Source organism: Pedobacter sp. GR22-10, assembly GCF_026239715.1.
Taxonomy (GTDB): Bacteria; Bacteroidota; Bacteroidia; order Sphingobacteriales; family Sphingobacteriaceae; genus Pedobacter.
Map to the genome: position 1 here is coordinate 1,191,411 of NZ_JAPIVR010000001.1, position 14,569 is coordinate 1,205,979.

A 14,569-nucleotide genomic window follows, 5' to 3' on the forward strand; every position below is an offset into this window, starting at 1 on the left:
TGAGATGGCGAAAAGTTTAAAACACAAAAAGCCCCGATTTTCATCGGGGCTTTTCTATTTCATTTTACTGTTGACTAGTATAATGTAAATTCTACACGACGGTTTTCCTGACGACCAGTCGCAGTTTTGTTAGATGAAATCGGTTGATCAGGTCCGTAACCAGTAGCTTCGATTCTGGAAGCATTAGCACCCTGAGATACCAAATAAGCTTTTACAGATTCTGCTCTTTCTTTAGATAAACGTAAGTTTAACTCTCTGCCACCAGTGTTATCGGTGTGGCCAGCTAATTTTAAGCTAAAGTTTTTGTCTACCAATAACCCAGCAACCCTGTTTAAGCTTGCGTATGATTTAGAACGGATAGTTGATTTACCTAAATCAAATTCTAAGTTTGAAATTGCATCTTTAACTACTTTACGGTCTTCCTCAGTGATTACCTTAGTTTCTCTGATGATTTCGCGTTGTACTTTGATTGGACAACCTGAACCATCAACTACAGTTCCTGAACCTGTTCCAGGGCATTTGTCAAATTTGTTCGCTACACCATCATTATCATAATCAGCCATATCTTTAGCATATTGATCTCTGTCACGTTGTGCATTTTGCTCAGCAGTAGATAATGCTCTTCTTAATTCAGCACTTTCTTCAGCACTTTGTTTGCGAAGATCCGCAACAGCACTGTAGTTTTGTAATTGAGAATTTTCTTTGTTACCCAAAGCAAACTCCAAACCTACGTGAGAGTAAGAATACCTGTTTTCTAAGTAAGCACTTTTAACTGTTGGTGATGATTTGATGAAATTAATATCATAACCTAAATCAATGTTGATGCCTTTTGATACACCAAATTTAAATCCAACTCCTGTTGGGATGTACCAGCCTTCTCTGTCTGTGAAAACCTGAGTAGTTCCTACCTGAGAATCAGAAGCCATATAACCGGCACCTGCCTTAATGTAAGGAATCAATACCGCGTTTTCAGTATTTAAGCTGAAGTTAGCAATGTTTAATACTGCAGTTAATGATCCAGCCCAGTTGATGCTGTTTTTCTGTTCTAAGTTAGGTGCTACGATGGTTTTCATTTCACCACGTAAAAAGTCTGCCTGTAAGCCTAAAGCCGGTAAGATTTGTTTTTTAACAAAAGCACCATAACCGATACTTTTAAATTCTCTGGCAGTAACACTTCCAGCACCTAAAAAAGTATTCTGGCTGAATATACCTCCCTGAGCACCTACACTCCAGGTTCTTAAAGGTTGTTTACCAAATCTACCAGAGGTAGTTGGTGTTGATTCTTGTGCAAATAATTGTGATGATAATCCCAATAATGCAACCAACATTGCTGATTTTGTAATTCTCGTATTCATTTCTCTATTTTATATTTGTTAAACAGTATTTTGATCCTACTGTTTTGTCACTAGTTAGAAAAAACCTTGCCAAAGTCGAAATAATACGTCAATCATCAAGCCGTCAGGAGATTAGAAGGTAAAATTAATTGCACAAGAATGTTACATTAAGATTAAGTTTAGGTTATCGGATGTATAGTTTTGTATACAATTTAGCATTTAGCCAATTATTTGTAGATAGAAGATATGTGCTGCTGAAGGATTGCCTATAACCTTAATTTAGCAAAGAAATCCCAGAAAACAATTCCGGCAGAAATCACAATATTGAAAGAATGTTTGGTTCCAAACTGCGGAATTTCAATACACTCATCAATTTGAGCCATTACTTCATCACTTACACCATCTACTTCGTTGCCAAAAATTAAAGCATACTTTTTACTTGGATCTGGTTTAAAGGTATTCAGCATCGTACTGTTTTCAGCTTGTTCAATGGCAACAATTTCATATCCCAATGTTTTAAGCTCCTCCACCGCAGAAACGGTATCCGGGTAATGAAGCCAGTCTACCGACTGTGTCGCTCCAAGTGCAGTTTTTTCAATTTCACGGTGTGGCGGCTGCGCGGTAATGCCACATAAAATTACTTTTTCTAAAGCAAAACCATCTGCCGTGCGAAATATGGAACCCACATTATGCATACTTCTTACATTATCTAAAACCACAACTACCGGCAATTTTTCCTGTGCCTTAAATGCCTCAACATCCGGACGGTTTAATTCGTCTAATTTTAATTTTCTCATGCTCATCTTTGCCATGCAGAGGTAAATCATCGTTCATGGCATTATCTAAATATTGAATTTTAATTTAAAGTTTTAGCGGGCCGCTACCAATTTCACTGATATAGATTGCAGCTGGGTAACCGATCCGCTCTATATAAAAATCTGTAAGTTTTTTGGAAAAGTCTTCCTCAAAACCCCTTTCAAGAATTGCAATTGCACATCCACCGAAACCAGCACCAGTCATCCTGGCACCAAGCACATGTTCATCAGTTAAGCAGTAATCAACCACTGCATCCAGTTCCTTACCGCTAACCTCATAAAGGGTTCTGAGCGATTGATGAGAGGCATACATTAAACGACCAAATTCTTTCAGATCGCCATGATTCAATGTTTTGACCGCCTGATGCACCCTGTTATTTTCTTTAACTACATGAGTGGCACGGTTCAATACTATTTCATCTTTAATTAAATGACTGTGCAGGGCAAATTTTTCTGCAGTCAGTTCACAAAGATAATGAAGGGTAATTTCCTCATTCAATAAATTTAAAGCCTTCTGACATTCCGCCACACGTTCATTGTATTTGGAGTCTGCAAGTTCCCTGGGTTTATTGGTGTTGATAATGGCTAAAACATGGTTTCCCAAGTCCAGATCAACCATTTTATATTTCAACGTTTCACAGTCTAATACGATGGCTTGATCTTTTTCACCAAAGGCCACAGCAAACTGATCCATAATGCCGGAGTTTAAACCAATGAAATCGTTTTCTACGCGTTTGGCCATCTTCACCAGATCAAGCTTATCGTATCCCAGGTTAAAGTAGTCATTTAAAGCAAATGCGGTAGCCATTTCAATGGAAGCGGAAGAGGAAAGGCCAGAACCAATTGGAATATTTCCAAAAAAAAGAAAATCCAGTCCGGGAATTTTCTTGCCATCTTTAAGAAATTCATTGATAATACCTATCGGATAATTTGCCCAATGGCCTCCCTTTTTGTCCTGTACTTCAGCACTTTTAACAGTTATTTTTTCTTCAAAATTTAAACTCTTCAACCGGTAAGAATCTATTTCATTTGTTGATATAGCCAGCCAGGTTCCCATTGTGATGGCACAAGGCATCACTAAACCACCATTATAGTCAATATGTTCGCCAATTAAATTTACACGTCCGGGAGTAAAATAAACTGCATCTGCAATTTTGTTGTATTCTTCAGCAAATTTTTGTGCGAGTTCAATTTTCATTTGGCTAAAAATATTTATTAAAAGCGAGTAATAATGGTATGTTTGTTTCAGAAACAAAAGCCCTAAGTTACAATTTATGAGCGTTCAGCAAATATCAACTGGTAAATTTATTGATGGTGAGGAAGTATTCGCCATTGAACTCACCAACAGCAAAGGCACTTACGTGAAAATATTCAATTATGGTGCAATTATTAATCAATTCATCGTCGAAAATATCAATGGCGAAAAACAGGATATTGTGCTTGGATTTGATACGCTTGAGCAATACACTGATCCTGAATATTTAAAAGAATACCCTTACATAGGTGCTGTGATAGGAAGATATGCCAACCGGATTAAAGGTGGTAAATTTACTGTTGGTGCCGAAAATTATCAGCTGGCCCTGAATACTGCTGACAGCACCCTGCATGGTGGTTTGGTAGGTTTTGATAGAAAAGTATGGGATATCATCGAGATTGAGGAAGACCAGAACGCAGTTACCCTGCAATATGAAAGTATAGATGGTGAGGAGCATTTCCCGGGAAATTTAGTTGTCGATTTAACCTTTCAATTAACTGAAAATAATGAATTGATTTTAAGTTACGAAGCTGAAACCGACGCTGCTACTCCGATAAACTTAACCCATCATGGTTATTTTAATCTGTCGCCAACAGGTGGAAATGTCAGTAAACATCAGCAGCAAATCTTCGCTTCAAATTACCTGGAACAGGATGAGGGTTATTCTGTAACCGGAAAATTGATCCCTGTTGCAGGTACACCACTTGATTTTACGTCGATAAAAGAGATTGGCAAGGATTGGAACGAAAGCACCGGATATGATCAATCTTTTGTATTGGATAAAATTTATGGCGATCTCTCTCTGGCGAGCAAAACAACAGAAATGCAAAGCGGTTTAACTTTAAGTGTTTATACGACAGAACCCATTGCACATTTATATACCGGCAAGTATTTAGAGGTGAAAAACGGAAAGGGTGGAAGAGACTATGGAAGTTTTGAGGGCTTTTGTGTAGAAACCCAGCATCATCCCAACGCGGTAAACATTCCTTCATTTCCAAATACCATTCTGCAACCAGAGGATCTGTATACACAAACTACTATTTATAAAGTTTCATTAAACAAATAAAATATGTTTACCAAAGAAGATATTCACGCAGCAACATCCAGGATTAAAAGTGGATCAGATTTTCCTCATTTTATTCAAGAGCTTAATGAAATGGGGGTAATAAGGAATGATGTATATGTTTCAAACGGATTATCTGCTTACTTTGCCAGCGAAGAAGAGGTGTTACAGATTAGTCCTGAAGAATATCCTGATTTGGTGATTAGCGTAGAACCTTCTGTAGAAAAGTTGAAGCATGCGTTGAAGATCCATCAAACCGGAGAAACAGGTTTCATTTCGTTTTGTGAACATGCTGCAGATGCCGGCGTGGAAAAATGGATTACAGATTTGAAAGATATGACCTGCACCTATTATGATACAGCAGGGAATGAGCTGGTTAAAGAAAAAATATCCGCTACCTGATCATATGATTTCCAAAGCGGCTGTATCATCAATTTGAAATGTAATACAGCCACTTTTATCACTTGATATCTTCCTGTTAAATCCGCTCCAAAACTAACCTGATGGCCTGATCTACAATTTGGTTTGGCGTCTGACTAAACTCAAATTTAACCCTGCTGGCCAGGATCGCATTGATGGATAAAGCCTGATGTCCGAGGACTTTGGCCAGCGCATAAATTCCGGCAGTTTCCATCTCAAGGTTGGTAATGCGTTGCTGACCGTTATTAAAGCTGTTGATGAGTTTAATAAAATCCGGGACTGCATTTTTTGCTCTGACCATTCTCCCCTGTGGTGCATAAAAACCAGGTGCAGTCATGGTGATGCCTTGAGGCAAACCTTTTCCGATTGTATTTAGTAATGTTTTACTGGCAGATGTGAGGTATGGATTAATCTTCTTAAGATGACTGAAATGCAATTGAACTGCCGCCAGCAATTCGTTTTCTTCTGCTGATGGTTCGCTGAGGTAAAAATTCATTAAGGCATCCATACCCAGGCCATATGAAGAAGCCAAAATGGTTCCCATGGGAAGATCTGGCTGAACAGCCCCTGAAGTACCCACTCGGATAATATTAAGTGAGGTTAATTTTTCTTTAACCTGCCTGGTATTAAAATCGATATTCACCAGTGCATCCAATTCATTGAAAACAATATCAATATTATCTGTGCCGATACCTGTAGAAATGACCGTAATCCTCTTTTCTCCAACATAGCCCGTATGGGTAATGAATTCCCGTTTACCCTTTTTGTATTCTATGCGATCAAAGTATTTACTCACATCGCTCACGCGGTCGGGGTCGCCCACGGTGATGATATTATCTGCTAGATCACCCGGTAATAAATTTAAGTGGTATATACTACCGTCAGGATTAATAATTAAGTCGCTTTCTGCAATTTTCATCATGTTTGGGTTTTAAATGGTTTGCAGGTATTTTAGTTTTATATTGTCTATCTTTTCAAATCTACCTAAAACCTGGTTTAAATGAGATTTTCTAACTTCAAATTTAAGGCTGCAACTGGTATCAAACTGTTGTGCTAAAATTTTCAGGTTTTCATCTTTTACCAGCTTCATAATGTCATTCATTTGCAGGTGATCAAAACAGATCTCATACACATCGTTTACAGTATTAGTTATAATTTTACTTTCCTTAACTACTTCTAAACAAGCGTTTTTATAAGCATTAATTAAACCTGGCACTCCTAATAATGTTCCGCCGAAATACCTGACTACCACCACTAAAATATTTGTCAGGTCTGCTGATAATAAACAGTTCAGAATCGGCCGGCCAGCTGTTCCCGATGGTTCGCCGTCATCATTGATTCTAAAGACTGAACGATCAGGCGTTAAACGATAAGCATAGCAGAAATGATTGGCTTTACCATGCTCTGCTTTAAGTTTTAAGATAATAGGCTTCACTTCATCTTCCGATCGGATTGGATAAGCATAAGCCAAAAATTTACTTCCCTTATCACGGAAAATACCCGCTGCAGTACCTTCTATCGTTTTATAAGCATCATCGAATAACATTTTGTGATAAAGTAATAAATATAACAGCCACTAAGGCCAAAAAGATGCCAATGTAATTTAATTTGCTTAACTTCTCTTTAAAGATGATAATTCCGATTAAGCTGCCCACTACAATTACCCCCATATTCATGGCCGCAAACACGGTAGATGGATTTTCAGATAATGCCTTATGCGCTTTCATGTAAAATAAAATGTTTCCAAAATTAAAGCAGCCTAAAATTAGTCCGCAGGCCAGGTTAACCAGTTGTAATTTGGTTTTTCTGGTGATGACCATAAAAAAGACCAGCAAAATTGATACAATAAAAGCCAATGCAAAAACAGTAAAAAGCGAAGTGGTGTAAGGCAAGGCTTTGTAAAGTGCAATTTGTTTAAACAATACATCAATAACACCAAAACCAATAAAGACTGCAATAGGATAAACCCACTGTTTGGATTGTGCTTCCTGATCTGATTTACGGATAAAGGTTAAAATAATGGCCAGAAAACCAATTGCTAATCCGATAATTTTATATTCGTTAAATCCCTCTTTAAAAATAAAATAAGCAGCTAAAACAGGAATGAATAATGATAAGCGTTGCGCTATATCAGTTTTAACAATGCCTAGTTTTTTTACAGATGCAGCCAATACCAGAAAGATAGAGGGGAGCAGGATGGCAAGTGCTATATAAACAGGCCATGGTGCAGATGTGCCAAGCAAATGTACATCAGGCTTAAAAAATAAAAAACAAAGCGTTAAAGCTGTAAAATAGTTAACAGTTACCGCTTGAATGATATTAATCTGATACCGCTTAGCCAACTTTAACAATACAGCCACTGTAACGCTGCAAAGAACACTTAAAATGATGTATATCATTTAATTAAATTATTTATGTAAATAGAAAGTTGATCTTTTTGAATCTGAGTCTGCTCTACCAGGTTGCCGTTAATTGCGGGTGAAACTACACCTTCATGCCAGCTGTTGGATGAGGTAAAAATCCGTGCTTCATCCCAAAGTCCGGCTTCCAGAAACTGCCGGAGAATTTGCGCGCCACCTTCGATAATAACGGATTGGATATCCATCAGGTAAAGCTGAAAAGCTATTTTTTGTGCGAGGTAAAAATGCATATCTTCCATTTGGATGTAGTGAATATTTTCGACCACATCTGTTTTAACCTCATTAAAAATAATGGTTTTAGCTGCTGCGTTATAAACATTATTTGATAAAGGTATTTGCAGATTCTTATCAATTACCAAGCGGATCGGGTTTTTCCCTGGAAACTCCCTTGATGTAAGTTGAGGATTATCCATTAATGCGGTTTGTTTGCCAATCAAAATGGCATCTTCTTCCGTTCGCCACTGATGCGCCAACCGTTTAGCCAAAGCACCACTAATCCATTTCTGGTGACCATCTTTAGTGGCAAAATAGCCATTGGCGGTTTCTGCCCATTTTAAAATGATATATGGTCTTTTTTGCTCGATTCTGGTGAAAAACCTGCGGTTGAAATAGCGGCATTCTTCTTCCAAAACCCCGCTGACAACTTCAATACCTGCATTTTTAAGTTTTTCAATTCCTTTACCATCTACACCATCAAAAGGATCACGGTTGCCAATTACCACTTTTTTAAGCTGATGTTTTACGAAAAGATCAGCACACGGCGGTGTTTTCCCAAAATGTGCACAAGGTTCCAGGTTAACATATGCAGTTGCCTTTTTAAATAAATCTGCAGCTTCGTCTCCAAACCTTTCAATTACATTTCGCACGGCATTAGGCTCTGCATGGGCCTGACCATATTGCTGATGATAACCCTCTCCAATAATTTTGCCTTCAGCTACGATAACACAGCCTACCATGGGATTGGGGTTAACATGTCCAATGGCCTGGGCCGCTAACTCCAGGCATCTTTTAAGATAAAATGCATCGCTCATTGTGGCAAAAGTAGTAAAAATGAACGATCGATTAGATGAATGTAGAAATGTTATGGTTGCAATTCTGTAATTTTACGCCCAATGAAAATAGGAGCATTAGCAGCCCACTATAAAACTGAACTGGAATTGATGTATGGCGGGGAGGAGGCTGAAGCTTTATTCAGCTTATCTGCAGAACATGTATTGGGCTTATCGCCGGTAAAATTACGCATGGAAAAGGATAGCACACTTCGTTTTGTTGAACAACAGAAGTTATTAAGCATCCTGAACGATTTAAAAATCGGCAAACCCATTCAGCATATTATTGGGCTGGCACATTTTTATGGCAGCGTATTCGAGGTGAACAAACATGTTTTGATTCCCAGGCCTGAAACGGAAGAATTGGTAGACTGGATTATCCGGGATCATGCCGGAATAAGTAGGCCAGATATCCATATATTGGATATCGGCACAGGTTCTGGCTGCATCCCTGTTTCCTTAAAAAAATACCTGCCTGATGCGGTGGTGACTTCCATAGACATTTCTCCTGAGGCCATTGCGGTTGCTGCAAGGAATGCCGAAGCCATTGGTATGCCGGTAACGTTTGTAATGGCTGATGCGTGTAACTATCATACAGAACAGAAATTTGATATCATCGTGAGCAATCCACCTTACATCAGGGAACTGGAAAAAAGTGAAATGCATGCAAACGTTTTGATGCATGAACCACATCTGGCTTTATTTGTGACTGATGAAAGTCCTTTGGTTTTTTATGAAGCCATTGCCGAACTGGGTAAGAATAACCTCCAGCATAATGGCGCATTGTATTTTGAGATCAATGAATACCTGACTAAAGAAATGGTGAATATGTTAAACGACAAAGGGTTTAACAACATTGAGTTAAAAAAAGACATGCAGGGAAAAGACAGGATGATCAGGGCTAAGCTCTCGGATGAAATTGTGTAATTACTTCATGTAAATAATCGCGGTCAATATGCGTATAAATTTCGGTAGTGGTGATGCTGGAATGTCCAAGCATTTCCTGAACTGCCCTTAAATCTGCCCCGCCTTCTATTAAATGTGTTGCGAAAGAATGCCTTAAAGTATGTGGACTAATGGTTTTCTTCAATCCTATGGCTGCCGCCAGGCTTTTAATCAGGTTAAAAATGGAAATCCTGGACAGTTTAGCGCCAAAACGGTTTAAAAAAATAAAGTCCTCGTTTCCTTTTTTAATCTTCATGTGCACCCTGATCTGATGCATATAAATATCGAGCAGTTTCAAGGCCACACCTCCGATAGGAACCAAACGTTCTTTGTTTCCTTTTCCAATCACTTTAATAAATTCAATTTGCGGGTAAAGATTGGAAATTTTCAGTTCTGTCAACTCCGTTACGCGTAAACCACAACCATATAACACTTCTATAATCGCCTTGTTACGCATACCTTCCGGCCGGGAGGCATCTATAGCATCTATCAGTTCATTGATTTCATGAATATTCAGCGTGTCAGGAAGTTTCCTGCTTAATTTTGGTGCATCAATTAACGTTGCCGGATTATGGGTAATCAGCTCTTCCATCATGAGGTAAGTAAAAAAAGCCTTTAACCCTGAAATCACACGTGCCTGTGTACTGGCCAGCATGCCTAAATCATTTAACCAGGATAAAAAAGCCTTTAAATCGGCCACTGTAACCTCATTTAAACCGGGTGCCTGGTGGATGGATTCATAATATTGGGTGAGTTTACTGATATCACCCAGATAGGCTTCCACTGAATTGCCTGAAAGCGATCTTTCTAGTTTTAAGTAAGACCTGAAACCTTTAATATATGAATCCCACACAGTGTATAAATTTAATGGATTTGAAAACAGAAATGATACTCCATTTTAAATCCAAAGATAGGATGAATTGCTGGAGTCGTCGTATTCAATATAATATAACGAATAATTTTATTAGGATTCCGTATAATTGCAATTCAATAAGTGTGGGAGATAAATAATATTAGCTTTACAAGCTCCACAAGATAATATCAGCATGAAAGTACAAATTATAAATGGCCCGAATTTAAATCTATTGGGTGTTAGAGAACCTTCTATTTACGGTAATACCAGTATTAAAGATTATGTTCAGGAACTAAAAGCACTTTACCCAAACATAGAAATTGATTATTACCAGAGTAATGTAGAAGGGGAATTAATTAATAAGCTTCATGAGATCGGATTTAGTTTTGATGGAATCATATTAAATGCCGGTGGCTACACACATACATCGGTTGCTCTGGCAGATGCTATTGCCGCTATTAAAACGCCAGTGGTTGAAGTACATATCTCTAACATTTATGCTCGCGAAGAGTACCGGCATATCTCTTTAACCGGAAAAAATTGCCAGGGTGTATTAACAGGTTTTGGAATGGATGGCTATCGTTTGGCTTTGGAAAGTTTGATCATTAAATAATAGTACCTGAGGATAGAAGCCTTGGTTATTAAAGGTGGTTTTATCACGGTTAAAAATTTAATGTATTAGATCAAAAACGCTATTGACATCACCTAAGCTGCTAGCGTAGATTTGCAAAAGACCTGATTTTTTTTATAAAAAAGGCCCATACCACACTATTATTATAAACTCCGGCGTGTTGTATATATGGTTTCTGATGCAATTTTCGCTTGGTATTCGTTTTATTGATTGATTTGATAAAATGCCAGTGTCCCTTACTTACAGCTAAAGTAAATTTAGGCTTTCCGCTGAGCAGGAAGTGCCACCAGGCAATAAAATCAATACACATCCTGATCGCAATCCTGAAAATGGCATCAGTTGCAGGGAGGTTTTTCTGCATAATAATCAGGTTATTTCTAAAATTAAGATAGGTTTTAAATGGGTTTTCGGTTTGTAAGGTACCGCCACCTACATGGTAAACTTCAGCATCCGGACAATACATGATTTTATAACCCAGGTTTTTCAATCTCCAGCAAAGATCAATTTCTTCCATATGGGCAAAAAGGTCGGCATCCAACCCGCCGGTTTCTTTCCAATATTGACTTTTAATAAAAAAAGCAGCACCACTTGCCCAGAACACTTCTGATTGTTCATCGTATTGTCCGCTGTCAAATTCATAAACATTAAATAAACGGCCGCGACAAAAAGGATAGGCATAGATATCCAGGTAGCCACCAGCCGCACCGGCATATTCAAACTGCTCTTTATTCAGCTGCCATTTGATTTTAGGTTGTGCCGCCGCAATTTTAACATCGCTTTCCATTAAAGAGATAACCGGCTTAATCCAATTGGCAGTGACTTCCACATCCGAGTTTAGGAGAATGTAATAATCAGCTGATACGCGCTCCAGTACCTTATTATAGCCACCTGCAAAACCATAATTAATATCATTCTTTAAAATTTCAACCGTGGGGAAATGCTCCTCTAAGAAAGAAATGGAATCATCTGTAGAAGCATTATCGCCAACAATAACCTGTAGGTTATCATATTCAGAGCGTAATACTCCAGGCAAAAATTTTTCCAGAAATGCTTTTCCATTCCAGTTTAAGATCACAACGGCTACAGCGGGATTCATTGACATTATTCAGGTTTAAATTTCCAGCGTTTGTGGCTCCAAAGCCAGTATTGAGGCTGTTCTTTAATAATATTTTCTAAAAATTTGAAATGCAGGTTTGTGATTTCATAATCTTTCATTGCTGAAGGATTTAAACACATAGGCAGCACTTTGACATGGTAGTAACCTTTTTTTACAACGGTTACCTTAAAATAATAAATCGGTCTGTTTGTCGATTTTGCAATCTTTTCTACGCCCAGCAAAGCCGCGGTGGGCTGATTTAGAAAATCTACGAAATACCTGGTTTCCTCTCTTGTAGGTGCCTGATCACTGGCAAAACATAAAAGGGTAGGTTCATTCTTATACGCAGTCATACCTCTTAAGGTTTGTCGCATCGCAATAAAAATATTGCCGTATTGTGTACGGATTTTGCTAAACCATGATTCAAATATTTTATTGCTCATGGGTTTATAAATCACCAGTGTTTTGGCAGATAGGTTTAGGCCCAGGGCGAGCGTTCCCAGTTCCCAGTTTCCATAATGACCGGTACAGGCCAGCACACTCTCACCAGCTTTGAAATGTTTTTCCAGATGTTCCAAACCTTCAAAAGTGACTCTTTTCAGGGTCTCCTTTTTTGAAATGGTAGTCATTTTTACAATTTCGAAAATGAGTTCAGATAAAAATCTAAAGAATTTTTTTTCAATTTCAATAATTTCAGATTCAGATTTTTCGGGAAATGATTGCCTTAAATTCCCGCGAACCACTTTTTTTCGATAGCCGATAAGGTAATAAAGCAGATAATATAGTAATCTTGCAAAAAAAAAGAGCAGGGGCAGAGGCAGCAGCGAAATCAGAAATAAAAAAAATACGCCTATATGCGCAAATCCTCTTTTAATCATTATTTTTAAAACGTTTCAGCTACAAACATAAATTTTCAAATGCAGAATACAGCTATACTTCCATTATTTTATCTTCCGCCGGTAGGCTATTTTAGTTTATTGCAAAAGGTGGGGCAGGATTTTTTAATTGAAAAAAACGAACACCTGGCGAAACAAACCTACCGTAACCGGGCCAGTATCTATTCGCCCAATGGTAAGCTGGATTTAACTGTTCCGATCATAAAAGGGGCTAAAAACCATACTAAAATGAAAGATGTACGCATCAGCTATGATTTTAAATGGCAGCGTTTACATTGGCTCAGTTTAGAAACCTGCTACCGGAGTTCTGCCTACTTTGAATTTTATGAGGATGAGCTGGCACGTTTTTATCATGAAAAATTTGATTTCCTGTTTGATTATAACCTGGAATTACTGGCCTGGTTAAATAAAAAATTGAAACTTCCTTTCGAACTCGAAGTAACATCAGATTATCAGGATGATATTCCTGCTGAACTGGATTACCGGGGCATGATGAATCCGAAGAAAGCTGAACTGCAGGCAAACAATAAGCCTTATTATCAGGTTTTTGAAGACAGGCATGAATTTTTGCCAAATTTAAGTATTGTAGACCTGCTGTTTAATCAGGGGCCGCAGGCCAAATTATATCTGTAATGGGAAAAAGTAAACCACGCAACCGGCATAAACATTATAATGTACCTGTTCCAGGCACCAGTCCGGGGCTGTATGAAATTGATGATAATGCGTTGAAACCTAAAATAACACTGCATTCTTATCATGAGGGAACCTACAAAAAGGAAGAATTACCCCATATCAATAACATCGACCAGCTGGTTAAGAATAAAGATTTTTATTATTGGTTTGATATAAAAGGACTGGGAGATCCGAATATTTTTGAAACACTTTTTGAAAAATTCGATATCAGCAGGTTGGTTTTAGAAGACATTACCAATTCTTACCAGCGGCCAAAGCTGGATGAGTATGATAATGATAAATACTTATTTGCAGTAAGCAGGCACTTATATTTAGGAGATGAAGATGTTTTATGCAATGACCAGGTCTCCTTTATTTTGTCAGAACGCACCCTGATCACCTTTCAGGAAACCTATGCAGATTGTTTCGAACCGGTAAGAAAACGATTGGAAGTGGGGAAGGGCAATATCCGGATTGGCGGCAGCAGCTATCTGATGTATGCCATCATGGATGTGATTGTAGATAACTATTTTACCTTGCTTAATTTCTGGGGAGAAGAATTAGATGCCATTGAAGATCGGCTTTATGATCATCCTGATAGAAGAATCATGTACGATACGCAGGCCATCAAGCGATCGCTGATCACCATCAGAAAAGTAGCCTGGCCGGAACGGGATAAACTCAATGATATCATCCGGACCGATAGCGCCTTGATTTCTGATTTAACCAAGACCTATATGAAGGATGCCTACGACCATTGCATCCAGATCATTGATTTTATAGAGTCGCTGAAAGAGATTGCCTCTGCAAATATTGATATGAACTTATCCATCACCAGCAACCGGATGAATGAAATTATGAAGGTGCTCACCATTATCTCTTCCATTTTTATTCCCTTAACCTTTATTGCCGGTATTTATGGCATGAACTTTAGCCGCGAAGATCCGGTAACCGGGAAAATTCTGCCACACAATATGCCCGAACTGTATAGTCCGCATGGTTATTTATGGACCTGGATTGTAATGGGGGTGATTGCTTTGGCGCAAGTCATTTATTTTTGGCGTAAGGGCTGGTTTAAATAAAAACACTGCATCCAACGTTAATTAATGACTTGTGAAAT

Annotated in this window: 16 protein-coding genes; 6 read left to right on the forward strand and 10 right to left on the reverse strand. The window is 38.3% G+C overall.

Annotated elements, in window-relative coordinates:
- Positions 1–74: 74 nt before the first annotated feature.
- From OQX64_RS04995 to OQX64_RS05005, 3 genes are all read right to left on the reverse strand, one after another.
- Positions 75–1,355, reverse strand: coding sequence for an OmpA family protein (locus OQX64_RS04995; protein WP_265817890.1), 1,281 nt, complete (start codon positions 1,353–1,355; stop codon positions 75–77).
- Positions 1,356–1,600: 245 nt separating this feature from the next.
- Positions 1,601–2,131, reverse strand: a complete 531-nt coding sequence (locus OQX64_RS05000) for an RNA methyltransferase (protein WP_265818290.1) — start codon at positions 2,129–2,131, stop codon at positions 1,601–1,603.
- Positions 2,132–2,195: 64 nt separating this feature from the next.
- Positions 2,196–3,347, reverse strand: coding sequence for a galactokinase (locus tag OQX64_RS05005; RefSeq protein ID WP_265817891.1), 1,152 nt, complete (start codon positions 3,345–3,347; stop codon positions 2,196–2,198).
- Positions 3,348–3,423: 76 nt separating this feature from the next.
- On the opposite strand from OQX64_RS05005, the gene OQX64_RS05010 reads away from it, so the two are divergent.
- A complete protein-coding gene (locus tag OQX64_RS05010) occupies positions 3,424–4,470 on the forward strand; it encodes an aldose epimerase family protein (protein ID WP_088301818.1) in 1,047 nt (348 codons plus the stop codon).
- Positions 4,471–4,473: 3 nt separating this feature from the next.
- The gene (locus tag OQX64_RS05015) at positions 4,474–4,869 is read left to right on the forward strand and encodes a DUF1398 domain-containing protein (RefSeq protein ID WP_265817892.1); all 396 of its coding nucleotides are present in this window, start codon (positions 4,474–4,476) and stop codon (positions 4,867–4,869) included.
- Positions 4,870–4,945: 76 nt separating this feature from the next.
- Here OQX64_RS05015 and OQX64_RS05020 read toward each other — a convergent pair whose 3' ends face one another.
- From OQX64_RS05020 to ribD, 4 genes are read right to left on the reverse strand one after another with little or no spacing between them, the layout of a single operon-like run.
- A complete protein-coding gene (locus tag OQX64_RS05020) occupies positions 4,946–5,806 on the reverse strand; it encodes a nucleoside phosphorylase (RefSeq protein ID WP_265818291.1) in 861 nt (286 codons plus the stop codon).
- Positions 5,807–5,818: 12 nt separating this feature from the next.
- A complete protein-coding gene (locus OQX64_RS05025) occupies positions 5,819–6,433 on the reverse strand; it encodes an IMPACT family protein (RefSeq protein WP_265817893.1) in 615 nt (204 codons plus the stop codon).
- On the reverse strand, positions 6,420–7,286 hold the full coding sequence (locus tag OQX64_RS05030; protein ID WP_265817894.1) for a DMT family transporter: 867 nt from the start codon (positions 7,284–7,286) through the stop codon (positions 6,420–6,422). Before OQX64_RS05030 ends, OQX64_RS05025 begins: the two co-directional genes overlap by 14 nt.
- Positions 7,283–8,338, reverse strand: a complete 1,056-nt coding sequence (gene ribD / locus OQX64_RS05035) for a bifunctional diaminohydroxyphosphoribosylaminopyrimidine deaminase/5-amino-6-(5-phosphoribosylamino)uracil reductase RibD (protein ID WP_088301813.1) — start codon at positions 8,336–8,338, stop codon at positions 7,283–7,285. The genes OQX64_RS05030 and ribD overlap by 4 nt, the downstream gene beginning before the upstream one ends.
- An 81-nt stretch (positions 8,339–8,419) precedes the next feature.
- Between ribD and prmC the strand changes: the two genes are divergently transcribed.
- Positions 8,420–9,283, forward strand: coding sequence for a peptide chain release factor N(5)-glutamine methyltransferase (gene prmC, locus OQX64_RS05040; RefSeq protein ID WP_265817895.1), 864 nt, complete (start codon positions 8,420–8,422; stop codon positions 9,281–9,283).
- Here prmC and xerD read toward each other — a convergent pair.
- Entirely contained in the window at positions 9,258–10,154 is an 897-nt protein-coding gene (gene xerD / locus OQX64_RS05045; RefSeq protein ID WP_265817896.1) for a site-specific tyrosine recombinase XerD, read from the reverse strand. The genes prmC and xerD overlap by 26 nt on opposite strands.
- A gap of 193 nt (positions 10,155–10,347) precedes the next feature.
- Between xerD and aroQ the strand changes: the two genes are divergently transcribed.
- Positions 10,348–10,767: a type II 3-dehydroquinate dehydratase gene (aroQ, locus tag OQX64_RS05050; RefSeq protein ID WP_265817897.1), complete on the forward strand. Its 420-nt coding sequence runs from the start codon at positions 10,348–10,350 to the stop codon at positions 10,765–10,767.
- A 100-nt stretch (positions 10,768–10,867) separates the two neighbouring features.
- Here the strand turns inward: aroQ and OQX64_RS05055 are convergent, their stop codons facing one another.
- A complete protein-coding gene (locus OQX64_RS05055; RefSeq protein ID WP_416240465.1) occupies positions 10,868–11,881 on the reverse strand; it encodes a glycosyltransferase family 2 protein in 1,014 nt (337 codons plus the stop codon).
- Positions 11,882–11,886: 5 nt separating this feature from the next.
- Positions 11,887–12,759: a lysophospholipid acyltransferase family protein gene (locus OQX64_RS05060; protein ID WP_265817899.1), complete on the reverse strand. Its 873-nt coding sequence runs from the start codon at positions 12,757–12,759 to the stop codon at positions 11,887–11,889.
- Positions 12,760–12,798: 39 nt separating this feature from the next.
- On the opposite strand from OQX64_RS05060, the gene OQX64_RS05065 reads away from it, so the two are divergent.
- Positions 12,799–13,410, forward strand: a complete 612-nt coding sequence (locus tag OQX64_RS05065; RefSeq protein WP_088301808.1) for a WbqC family protein — start codon at positions 12,799–12,801, stop codon at positions 13,408–13,410.
- Entirely contained in the window at positions 13,410–14,531 is a 1,122-nt protein-coding gene (gene corA / locus OQX64_RS05070) for a magnesium/cobalt transporter CorA (RefSeq protein ID WP_265817900.1), read from the forward strand. Before OQX64_RS05065 ends, corA begins: the two co-directional genes overlap by 1 nt.
- Positions 14,532–14,569 lie beyond the last annotated feature (38 nt).

What these genes read in the sequence shown, in the direction of transcription:
- OQX64_RS04995 (WP_265817890.1), bottom strand. Translation starts at nt 1,355, where the DNA reads ATGAATACGAGAATTACAAAATCAGCAATGTTGGTTGCATTATTGGGA.
- OQX64_RS05000 (WP_265818290.1), bottom strand. Translation starts at nt 2,131, where the DNA reads ATGAGAAAATTAAAATTAGACGAATTAAACCGTCCGGATGTTGAGGCA.
- OQX64_RS05005 (WP_265817891.1), bottom strand. Translation starts at nt 3,347, where the DNA reads ATGAAAATTGAACTCGCACAAAAATTTGCTGAAGAATACAACAAAATT.
- OQX64_RS05010 (WP_088301818.1), top strand. Translation starts at nt 3,424, where the DNA reads ATGAGCGTTCAGCAAATATCAACTGGTAAATTTATTGATGGTGAGGAA.
- OQX64_RS05015 (WP_265817892.1), top strand. Translation starts at nt 4,474, where the DNA reads ATGTTTACCAAAGAAGATATTCACGCAGCAACATCCAGGATTAAAAGT.
- OQX64_RS05020 (WP_265818291.1), bottom strand. Translation starts at nt 5,806, where the DNA reads ATGAAAATTGCAGAAAGCGACTTAATTATTAATCCTGACGGTAGTATA.
- OQX64_RS05025 (WP_265817893.1), bottom strand. Translation starts at nt 6,433, where the DNA reads ATGTTATTCGATGATGCTTATAAAACGATAGAAGGTACTGCAGCGGGT.
- OQX64_RS05030 (WP_265817894.1), bottom strand. Translation starts at nt 7,286, where the DNA reads ATGATATACATCATTTTAAGTGTTCTTTGCAGCGTTACAGTGGCTGTA.
- ribD (WP_088301813.1), bottom strand. Translation starts at nt 8,338, where the DNA reads ATGAGCGATGCATTTTATCTTAAAAGATGCCTGGAGTTAGCGGCCCAG.
- prmC (WP_265817895.1), top strand. Translation starts at nt 8,420, where the DNA reads ATGAAAATAGGAGCATTAGCAGCCCACTATAAAACTGAACTGGAATTG.
- aroQ (WP_265817897.1), top strand. Translation starts at nt 10,348, where the DNA reads ATGAAAGTACAAATTATAAATGGCCCGAATTTAAATCTATTGGGTGTT.
- OQX64_RS05055 (WP_416240465.1), bottom strand. Translation starts at nt 11,881, where the DNA reads ATGAATCCCGCTGTAGCCGTTGTGATCTTAAACTGGAATGGAAAAGCA.
- OQX64_RS05060 (WP_265817899.1), bottom strand. Translation starts at nt 12,759, where the DNA reads ATGATTAAAAGAGGATTTGCGCATATAGGCGTATTTTTTTTATTTCTG.
- OQX64_RS05065 (WP_088301808.1), top strand. Translation starts at nt 12,799, where the DNA reads ATGCAGAATACAGCTATACTTCCATTATTTTATCTTCCGCCGGTAGGC.
- corA (WP_265817900.1), top strand. Translation starts at nt 13,410, where the DNA reads ATGGGAAAAAGTAAACCACGCAACCGGCATAAACATTATAATGTACCT.